Source organism: Oceanobacillus arenosus, from assembly GCF_003369575.1.
GTDB lineage: Bacteria > Bacillota > Bacilli > Bacillales > Amphibacillaceae > Oceanobacillus > Oceanobacillus arenosus.
The window spans coordinates 75,807-86,349 of sequence record NZ_PIOC01000010.1; the positions used below are offsets into that span (position 1 = coordinate 75,807).

The following is a 10,543-nucleotide window of genomic DNA, read 5'->3' on the forward strand; positions in this document are numbered from 1 at the left end:
GGAAATATTAGCCTTCCCGCCAATGGTGGGAAGGTTATTTATGTTTTAAAAGTTTTTATAATATTTCATAGATTTAAGCAGTGCGTGCATACCGCCCACTCTACCTAAATATAATGAATCTGAACGTCTTATTGTACCAAAATAATATTAAGGGAATTCAGAACAGTGTTTACAAACTAGAGAATGGGTGGGAAGGAAATGACCAAAATGGTTCCAGCCCCTTATGTCAATCAGCGTACGGTTAGAGATTTTGTTTGTGAACCGAATAGTAATCAAATAAGTGTGATCACGGAATATATGGGATCGTCTAGAGTAGAGAAGTGGAATCTAGATCAAAGGAGACCTGAGCAGCCATCTTTTACATTGGAAAGAGTCACGTTCTTAAAATATGTTACTGGCACCTCTGATTTAATTATCGGGATGGATGTGACAGGGAATGAGAGGGAACAATTATTTCTCCTCAAGGAAAATGGTATGCTCATTCCACTGACCCACTCACCTGAACATGTTCATCTATATGGGGGAAACTCTCCGGACGGAAAATGGATTGCCTGGTCCAGCAACCGACGGAACAGAGCCTTTTTAGATATTTATATCCAGAGTCTAGAGACTTTTGAATCCCATCTAGTGTTTGCCGGAGATGGGATGGTTTCTGTGGATAGATGGTTTCCTAATGGAAATGTATTATTGGTCAGAAGAACGAACTCTGCGCTGGATCATGATTTAGGGATTTTATCTCTTTTAACTGGAAACATCGACTGGATTACGGAGCATTCAGGAGAAACGAGCTACCGTAATATCTACTTCAGTAACAACGGAGATGATATATATCTATTGTCCAACAAAGATAGTGAATTCTATGGACTGGCGTGTATTCATCTGCCCACCAAACAATTCACTTGGCTGCTGCGGGGGAATTGGGATTTTGAAGGATTGTCCTTTAGTAAAGAAAATAGCATGTTTGCTTTTACTGAAAATCAAGGTGGAATCTCAAAAGGGTATATGTTTGATTTGAAACAAGGGACTCTTTATACATGGGAAACCCCAATGGGTGTGATTACCAATCTCACCTTTTTACCTGAACGACAAATGCTGCTTTTTAAATTAAATGGGCCTGCACACCCCCCAGAACTATGGGCACTTCACCTTCCAACTCTTCAGGCCCAGCCGTTAGTAAATATAAACAAACCCTACATAGAAGGGAAACTAACCGAGCCAAGTCTGCTATCCTATTGTTCATTTGACGGTCTTCAAATCCCTTTCTTTTATTATAAGCCAGAGCCAGCTGCTAAGAAACATCCAGTTGTCATCTATCTTCATGGCGGACCAGAAAGTCAAAGCCGGGCATCCTACAACCCACTTTTGCAATATTTTATAAACCAGGGATTTTGTATAGCAGCACCTAATATCCGTGGAAGCACAGGGTACGGAAAGACGTATACCCATTTGGATGATGTACGGAAACGGATGGATGCTGTAAAAGATGTGATATCCCTAGTAGACTTACTCAAACAAGATCCGGATATTGATGCTAGTAAAATCGCTGTTTTCGGAGGAAGCTATGGTGGATTTTTAACGCTTGCGGCGATCAGTCACTATCCTAATTTATGGGCGGCTGCAGTTGATATTGTAGGAATGTCGAGCCTGCGAACGTTTGTCCAAACAACCAGTCCCTGGAGGAAGCGGCCTAGAGAAATTGAATACGGTACAGTTGAACAGGACGGGGATTTTTTTGACCAGATTGATCCACTTAATCATGCTGATGATATTACGGCTCCCTTGCTAGTCATCCACGGCGTAAATGACCCACGTGTGCCAGTTGGCGAGTCCGAGCAAATCGTCAATAAACTGAAGCAACGAGGGCATCCCGTGACCTATCATCGCATAGAAGGGGAGGGGCATAACTTAGTGAAACCGGAGGATAAAATCTATGTTTTCTCTATGGTGGCTGCTTTTCTTGAGAAATATATGGGATGTGACTAATCACAACCACCATTCGATTTCAATTTTAGTTTGAATAATAATTATGTGACAGCATTTAGACCGCGAAACACATATACGGTATTTTTCCTAATTGTAATTAATTTTTACAAACATAGTAGTATTAGGGGGTTTGAACAATCACCTTTGTGTGCATTTCCTTTCGTTGTATCCATCCATAAAAGAACATAAAAATACGGACTTAAATAAGGCGCACGTTTTGCACCTCATTTCTCAAAACGTCAATTTTTGGTGTTTCAAGGCTCTCAACTACTTTGGTTGGGGGCCTTTTGTATAGCTTGGCGTACTTTAAAATTGGATGTTGTGGATAACTTAATCATCGAGAACAGCCACGTCCAGCTCCAGCGCCAAAGCTGTAGCGAGACTTCCCTCACCTCCGTAATCTAAGTCAACCGCTTACGCTCCCAAAGAGTTTCCTTTATCTCAAAGGCAAGGAGAAGTTCGACTATGGTCGCCTTCCTCTGGGGCGCAGTCCGTACTTCGCTAAACAAGCTTTAAGCTTTTGTTCTGCGAAATAAGGTGTTTTGTTCACGAAAATATTCTTTGGCCACTTTTAATCACTATGAATTATAGTTCAGTATTTTCGAAAGTTTTGTTAAGTCAGTTCTTTAACTGTGTCTGTGTCGTGTGATTTATGTTCATCGTCATTTGAATATCAGTGTGGCTTAGCTGTTCCTACACCTTATAGATTGGTTAAGGATAGAAGTCACCAGGTGTGAGAACGAAAAAGAATGAAGTTGAGCTTTAAGGAAATATTAAGTCATTTATAACTGTAATAGGCCGTCCTTTTCATTCAGAACTTATTTCTATTAAAGAAAGCCAAGGATTGATCGTCAAAATTATGACACCAGTATGCGCGGTGATGACGATTCTGCCACCAATCTTGCACTATGCAATCATTTTGTCTTTTTTACGGAAATATGTAGCATGAGGGTTGTTCAGACAATATTTAGTTATTTCATAAAATTAGGCTCCTGTTTTAGTAACTATACCCATCTATTTTACATAGGTTGTTGATGAGTGTTCGAAATATGAATTATTCATCTGGTACACAGATCTTTTCGATTTAATTCTGCTGTTTTTGTTTCAAGTTTTTGGTACCTATTTTAAATTGGATTGAGGAGGAAAAGTAAATGAATGATTTTCAAAATGAACTTCAAATGTTAAATGTTGGTGATTTCCAAGCGACTCAGGCAACCCCTTGGGATCAAAATCAGTACTATGCGGATCAATCCGGTGAGCAATTCGGATTTGGTATTGGCAATTGCTTTGGTGTTAGATGCTTTGGTGTTAGCTGCTTTGGCTTTAACTGCTTTAACTGCTTTAACTGTTTTAGATGCTCTAACTGCTTTAGGTGTTCCCATTGCTCATCTTGCGCCAGATGCCACCGAGAAGACAATTAAGCCGTGTGTTAATCGTTTAGTTGTTTATTTGAGAAAGCCCCCTGTATTGTTGGCAGGCAGGAAAGTATAAACTTTCCTACGCTGCATAAGTGCAACTAAGGTTGTCACCGAAAGTCTTGGTGACAACCAAGTTTTCTAACAGGGAGGCTTTCAATATAAGGTATGACATAATGGACAAATTGCTGTACATACGATGGTAGTGGAAGTGATAATGAACAATTATGGTCACAAGAGGTAAGGAGGATAGAGATGGCAAATTTGAAACCTTCTGTGCGTCTGAAAGTGAAAAGGGATACGTTTTACCTCCCTGAACCAAACAGAGGTGTGTATTTTCGAAACAACTTAAGTTCATTCCGTATCGAAGGTAGTGGGATCGATCAATGGGTTGAAAAATTGTTACCGATGTTCAATGGGGAGTATACGTTAGGGCAATTGACTAACGAATTACCTGGTCTATACCGGGATCGAGTATACGAAATTGCGGAAGCGCTGTATGCAAATGGCTATGTTCGTGATTTAAGCCAAGACCTTCCGCATCAATTGTCGGATTATCATCTTAAAAAGTATGCATCTCAAATTGAGTTTGTGGACAATTTAGTTGGTTCTGGGGAAGCTCGTTTTCAAATTTTCCGTCAGGCCAAAGTATTGGCAGTTGGCTCTGGTACTATTCTAAACTCATTGGTTTCTTCTTTAATTGAATCCGGTTTGTCTAAGATCCAAGTGCTAATCACAGACGAGGTTCAGACCAATAGACAGAGGTTAAAAGAACTCGTGGAACATGCACGAAAAAAAGACCCAGAGGTTGATTTAAAGGAGGTTCCGCAAAAGAAGGAGAGTTGGCGGGAAATAGTGAAGCATTTTGATTCAATTTTGTATGTGAGTCAGGAGGGAGAACTAGAGGAACTTAAGTATCTTCATACAGTTTGCAGGGAAGAGAAGAAAATGTTTCTTCCCGCTATATGTCTGCAGCAGGTAGGTTTAGCAGGTCCATTAGTACATCCAGATTCCGAGGTGTGTTGGGAGTCAGCATGGCGCCGATTGCACCGTTCTGTCTTATTCAAAAATAGGCAAATTCCTGCCTTCTCTGCCACTTCGGGATCGTTGTTAGCCAATGTGATTGTATTTGAATTGTTTAAAGAAGTTACAGGAGTCATGGAATTGGAACAGAATAATAGAATTTTTCTTCTGGACTTGGATACATTGGAGGGAAACTGGCATTCGTTTTTTCCTCACCCACTTGTAACAAGTGATATATTTGCTGAATGGGTTGAAGATGTCGAAAAGCGGATCCAAATAGGCTTAGAGAAAGCTGAGTCAGGTAAATTACTTCTTTACTTCAATCAGTTGACATCAGAGGAATCAGGAATCTTCCATATTTGGGAGGAGGAAGATTTGAGACAGCTTCCGTTAGCTCAGTGCCGCGTTCAGATAGTCGACCCGTTGTCAGAGGGGCCAGCTGAGTTGATGCAAGATATTGTCTGTTCGGGTTTGACTCATGAGGAGGTACGAAGAGAAGCAGGATTAACTGGGATTGAAACGTATGTGTCGCGAATGGTCAGTTTGGCCGTTGATACTTTGCCACTAAATAAAAATGCTGGCGCAATTTTATCAGTACCGGAGGAAATTATCGGGGTTGGATCTGGTGAATCGTTTGTGGAAGGTGTAGGCCGTGGGTTACAAAAGTGTTTGGCAGAGGAGCTGAAGCAACAACTTAATCAGAAGTATTCTGTTTCTCGAGTACAGTTGAGTTTTATAGAAGATGAGAGATGCCGGTTCTATTTAGAGGCACTGACTACGATGCAGGGAGCACCAATAATCGGAATAGGAAAGGAAGTATCCGGTTTTCCTGTAGTATGGGTAGGTACGAAAGATGGATGGTATGGCAGTACAGATTTAAATATAACAATGGCATTACGGAGGGCATTACAGCAGGCACTTATCAAAGTGCAAAACAATTCGGATTCCTCTAAGAAAAAAGCCTGTGAGGTAACATCTGTATTTTTGGAAGAGAAAATGCCGGTTAGTCTTAATATTCCTGCTTGTGAAGAGAGGATACAGGCCGACATCCTACAAGGAGCCATGGAAATATTGAAACGGAATGGGAAACGGGTCCTAGTATTCGAATTAGGGCTTGAACCTGTTTTTAAAGAGCAACTTGACGGAGTGTTTGGTGTTTTGCTGCGAGAGGAGGATTCACAATGAGTTCCCTCGTGTTGATTGTAGGAGAAGGGGTGCTTGCGGAACTTGTTAGCGATGAACTGTCAGCACACCATCAAGTTATTCGTAAGTCCAATTTTGAGGAAGGGGTTCCAAAAAATATCGATTTGGCCCTCTTTTTGGATGATGGTTGGGAACCCTCTGTTCATCAAAGGGCAGAAGAAGTCTTTCGAAAGACTGGTACTCCCTGGCTCAGAGGTTTCGTTTCATTTGGAGAAGGTGTAGTTGGTCCGCTTGTACGACCAGGTTCGGCCGGTTGCTCTCAATGTGCGGACATGAGACGTCTCATGGGAGGACGTGACCGTACGGAGATGTGGGAAGTACAACAGAGGCCAGATATGGGCTGGGAATTGGGAAGTGACCCATGGTCCTCAGGTACCGGACTTTTGCAAATGGCTTCCCTGATTGGGGTTGAGGTACAGAATTTATTACAAGGTGATCGGGCTTATTCGGAAGGGAAGATATATTTAATTGACTTGAAAACACTGAAGGGCTCATGGCATTCTTTTCTGCCCGACCCGTTGTGTCCGGTCTGTGGTCGATTACCCGATGATTCCCGAGACTTAGCCCGAATTTCACTGCAGCCAAGTCCGAAAATCAGTTCCAGCAGTTTCCGCTGCCGTCCGTTGGATGAAATGAAAGAAGTTATTGTCAAAGACTATCTTGATAATCGTACTGGTCTTTTGAATAGTAAAATGTATGACCTAGTGCCTCCATTTGCTGATGCGAGTGTCAATCTGCCTATGTTAGCCGGGGATGAGGGAACAGCTGGCCGGACTCATTCATATGCAGAAAGCGTGTCGACAGCCATTTTAGAGGGATTGGAGCGGCACTGCGGTTTAGAGCCACGTGGCAAACGGACAGTAATACATGATAGTTTTCGGAACCTGGAAAAAGAAGCACTCAATCCATTGAAGGTAGGCGTACACGCAAAGGAGCAATATGCGCAGTCTGGTTTTCCATTTAAATCGTTTGATCCTAACCGTTCCATTAATTGGGTATGGGGTTATTCGTTCTTAGAAGAGCGTCCAATTTTGGTACCTGAACGCCTTGCATATTACAGTGTTGGATCCGGTTCACAAGGTTTTATCTATGAAACTTCCAATGGATGTGCGCTAGGAGGAAGTTTAGAGGAGGCCATTTTCTATGGAATTATGGAAGTGGTCGAGCGCGATTCATTCTTGATGACTTGGTACGCGAAGCTCAATCTTCCGCGACTGGATCCTTTTACAGCTGACGACCAGGAGTTGGAATTAATGGTCGAACGGATGCGAGTGGTTGCTGGGTATGATTTGTATTTGTATAACTCCACGATGGAACATGGTATTCCAAGTATTTGGGCAATGGCTAAAAACAGAAAGGAAAAGGGACTGAATCTCATCTGTGCAGCCGGAGCTCATCTGGATCCAGTACGTGCAGTGAAAAGCGCGGTTCACGAGCTTGCTGGCATGATGCTGAACCTTGATGAAAATTTTGAGAAGAACCAGGAGGAGTATGAAAAAATGCTGCATGATTCTTCCTTGGTGAGGCAGATGGATGACCACGGTATGCTTTACGGTTTGCCGCAAGCAGAAGAGCGCTTAAGTTTTTTGCTTGACAACAATAGTCCAATGCGATCATTTAAGGAGGAGTTTAAGTGGAAGTCGAATCATACGGATCTTACCGATGATTTGCAAGACATTCTTCAGGTGTTCCGTCAGTTAAATCTTGATGTAATTATAGTCGACCAGTCGACACCGGAAACGATACGAAACAGATTGTATTGCGTAAAAGTACTGATTCCCGGGATGCTGCCAATGACATTCGGGTATCATCTTACCCGCCTGACAGGGCTTGAGAGGGTACTCCGAGTTCCTATGAAGCTTGGGTTTACGAATAAACCATTGACACCAGAACAACTCAATCCATATCCGCACCCATTTCCTTAAAGATTGTTTAGGAGGTAGAGGATGAGTCTGGAAGAATTTCTGCATAATCTGCATTTTAATATTGATAAGGCAAATCAGTCGAACTGGAAAGCGGATTTTGAGGATGCACCTCTTGCATATAAACTTTACCGTGGATTACCGGTTGTTCCATTGTCCACGGAAGTACCGCTGACGCTTACTGGAGGAGAACCTCCAGTAAGACTGGACCTTAATAGAGTCGGTCATTTTCTCTGGTATGTATTCGGTTTTACTCAATTGAGCCAATCCGTCTTTCCAATGGATTCCACAGAGCAAAATTCCTTCCCTTTGCAGTCGTATCGGCGGTTTGCTCCTTCTGGTGGGGCGCTGTATCCTAACGAATTGTACGTGTATTTGAAGGTAGAGGGACTCCCAGATGGAGTCTACCATTATGATGTAGCACACCATAGCCTGGTATGCCTAAGGGAAGGGAACTTCGATTCCTATTTAGCCAGGGCTTTGGGCAATCGGTGTGACATCTCCTCGTGTTTTGGTATTGTCTTTGTGTCGACAATGTTCTGGAAAAATTTCTTTAAATACAACAACTTTGCGTATCGACTCCAAGGGTTGGATGCTGGTGTGCTGATTGGACAGTTAATGGAGGTGGCGAAAAGGTTTGGCTTCGCTTCAGGTGTCTACTTTCAATTTCTTGATACCGCAATCAATCATCTGCTTGGACTATCCGAACTGGAGGAGAGCGTATATAGTGTAATTCCACTATCGCTGGAAGCCACCATCTGGTCTACTAACGGAAAGGACCTATACAAAAATGTTATATCGGAAGAATTGAAACAAGAGCTGCCAGCAATTCAACCAGAACATTTCGAGCGGTCACGTAGTGTCAAGGACTATCCGATGATAACTGCGATGAATGAAGCTTCTAAGCTGGATTCCACATCTTCATTTCGGATGATCGGGGGGAGGGCAACTCCTGAACGTGTGGAGCGTACTGTGGCATTGCCTCATATAGAGCCCCTGTATTATGATCTGGCCGAGGCCTGCGAAAACCGATTTTCTCCCGACATGGATTTCATTTTAGGGAAGGTGAGTCAACAACAACTGGCCACCCTTCTCCTAAAGGCAACGTCTTCTTTTTCATACAGAAATGATTTGGATGAAGCATATAGTAGTAATGACCCTCGTGTAACAATTTACAGCTGTTTATATAATGTAGAAGGTATTTCAAATGGGGCGTACGAATATGATAGTGCAAAGCATATGCTAAGAGAAATATGCCCTGGGGACCATCGACTCCACTTGCAGACTGGAATGTCTCTGGATAATGTAAATTTGCTCCAAGTACCACTTTGTCTGCATGTGGCTGGTGATAAAGAATTCTATAAAACAGAACTAGGATACAGGGGTTACCGAATCCAGCAGATGGAAGCAGGCATGCTCGTGCAACGATTGCTTTTGACTGCATCAGCTCTCGGGATGGGAGGGCACCCGCTTCTTGGATTTGAAGCGAATTTGAGTGATGAACTCTATAATATGGATCAAGAAGGAAAGACCAGCCTAATCCAAATCCCAATTGGTCCCTATCGCCCTCGTCCCTCGCTGAGGGGAAGTTTGCACAGCTAATTTATGGTTTTTATCTTGTGAAGGACTATATAATGAGGAATTATCAAGCAGGTTATTATTATGATTGGGTTTTTAATTGAGATAAGAGTGACTGGCTAACATTTCGCTAACATAAGGATTTCAATGGAGGCTTCTCATTAGTTGACCAAACTTTTGAGAAGCCTCTTTTTTAATTGTTTTTGTAACATGGAGATAAATTATTACACATTCTGAGTATTTCGGTTACAGCAAATACACTGTAACGTCAACGGGAATCTTGCTATTGATTTTAACGTTCGATTTTTAATAGTCGATAGAAGGTGGCCCGTCAGCTATTACCTAGAACTTTAATTTTTAGCTATTGAATTTATCTTGCGAATTATTCGGAAGAAGGAGTTAAATTATTCGTAGTTATTTTTGATGAAAGAGGATTATTTATTCAAAAAGAAGGAAGGCGCGAAGCAAAAACCTCTTACCCATCTCTACGCCGTAGCTACTTCGAGTACTTTTGCATAGACAATAATGTGGGTACCGCCTCGAACGAGTAAATAAACAATCATTATTTAATTGGCTTGACTGGAAAATGACTTAAATTAACTCATATTTCAAGTAAGATTGATGTACAGAGAGAAGATGCTATTCTTGGTACAGTTCGTTTGTGTTTTAAATCGCGCTGATATTGCCGGGGATATCTTCCTACTTAAGTGATTAATCAATTTGAAAGTTTAATAAGGATAAAGACTAAAGACGTTGGGACACAAACTAGACGCGCAGCATAAAAAACCCATCCTACAAATAATAAGTAGGATGGGTCTTGCTCATTTTTACTTAAAGATGTCGCTAATTTTTTGAATTTCTTCGTTCGTTAATTGAACATCAAGTGTTTTCAAATTATTAAGTACTTGATCTCCTCGCTTCGCACCTGGAATGACTGCATCGATGGCATCCCTTGTTAAATACCAAGCAAGAACAACATGTGCAACTTCTACACCTTTTGCATCTGCAATTTTACGTACCTGTTCTACCTTTTCTAAGTTTTGTTTAAATACTTCACCTTGGAAATATGGTAAACCTGCACGTAAATCATCAAATACCGCATCTTCTTTATACTTTCCTGCTAACAATCCAGATGCTAGTGGGAAAAATGGAATAAAGGAAATATTATTTTCTGTTAGATATGGGAAAAGAGTTTCCTCTGCACCGCGATTTAATAAGTTGTATTCACCTTGAAAAACATCCACATATCCATCTTGATTTGCCTCTATTAATTGTTCCAGTGAGAAATTAGAAACACCAATTGCGCGGATTTTACCTTCATCCTTTAGTTCTTTTAATGCGCCAATTGCTTCAGCTCTCGGTGTATCCTCATCTGGATAATGAATGTACATTAAATCGACATAATCTGTATCAAGTCGT

General features: G+C 41.6%; 6 protein-coding genes. 5 read left to right on the forward strand and 1 reads right to left on the reverse strand.

Annotated features, from left to right (window positions below):
- The first annotated feature begins 198 nt into the window (after nucleotides 1-198).
- From CWR48_RS05115 to CWR48_RS05135, 5 genes are all read left to right on the forward strand, one after another.
- A complete protein-coding gene (locus tag CWR48_RS05115; protein WP_115772005.1) occupies nucleotides 199-1,983 on the forward strand; it encodes a S9 family peptidase in 1,785 nt (594 codons plus the stop codon).
- A gap of 1,178 nt (nucleotides 1,984-3,161) precedes the next feature.
- Nucleotides 3,162-3,404 (forward strand): heterocycloanthracin/sonorensin family bacteriocin, encoded by a 243-nt coding sequence (locus tag CWR48_RS05120; RefSeq protein WP_245976744.1) that lies wholly within the window; start codon nucleotides 3,162-3,164, stop codon nucleotides 3,402-3,404.
- Between the two features lie 249 nt (nucleotides 3,405-3,653).
- Nucleotides 3,654-5,606 (forward strand): putative thiazole-containing bacteriocin maturation protein, encoded by a 1,953-nt coding sequence (locus CWR48_RS05125; protein ID WP_115772015.1) that lies wholly within the window; start codon nucleotides 3,654-3,656, stop codon nucleotides 5,604-5,606.
- Complete coding sequence (locus CWR48_RS05130) at nucleotides 5,603-7,549, forward strand: TOMM precursor leader peptide-binding protein (RefSeq protein WP_115772017.1); 1,947 nt, start codon at nucleotides 5,603-5,605, stop codon at nucleotides 7,547-7,549. The genes CWR48_RS05125 and CWR48_RS05130 overlap by 4 nt, the downstream gene beginning before the upstream one ends.
- A gap of 21 nt (nucleotides 7,550-7,570) precedes the next feature.
- The gene (locus CWR48_RS05135; RefSeq protein WP_115772019.1) at nucleotides 7,571-9,148 is read left to right on the forward strand and encodes a SagB family peptide dehydrogenase; all 1,578 of its coding nucleotides are present in this window, start codon (nucleotides 7,571-7,573) and stop codon (nucleotides 9,146-9,148) included.
- 803 nt (nucleotides 9,149-9,951) lie between these two features.
- On the opposite strand, the gene CWR48_RS05145 is transcribed toward CWR48_RS05135, so the two are convergent.
- Nucleotides 9,952-10,543, reverse strand: a 592-nt coding sequence (locus tag CWR48_RS05145; protein ID WP_147294870.1) for an aldo/keto reductase, incomplete at its 5' end; no start/stop codon positions are given.

Coding starts and splice junctions, on each gene's coding strand:
- CWR48_RS05125 (WP_115772015.1), top strand. CDS start 3,654: ATGGCAAATTTGAAACCTTCTGTGCGTCTGAAAGTGAAAAGGGATACG.
- CWR48_RS05120 (WP_245976744.1), top strand. CDS start 3,162: ATGTTAAATGTTGGTGATTTCCAAGCGACTCAGGCAACCCCTTGGGAT.
- CWR48_RS05130 (WP_115772017.1), top strand. CDS start 5,603: ATGAGTTCCCTCGTGTTGATTGTAGGAGAAGGGGTGCTTGCGGAACTT.
- CWR48_RS05115 (WP_115772005.1), top strand. CDS start 199: ATGACCAAAATGGTTCCAGCCCCTTATGTCAATCAGCGTACGGTTAGA.
- CWR48_RS05135 (WP_115772019.1), top strand. CDS start 7,571: ATGAGTCTGGAAGAATTTCTGCATAATCTGCATTTTAATATTGATAAG.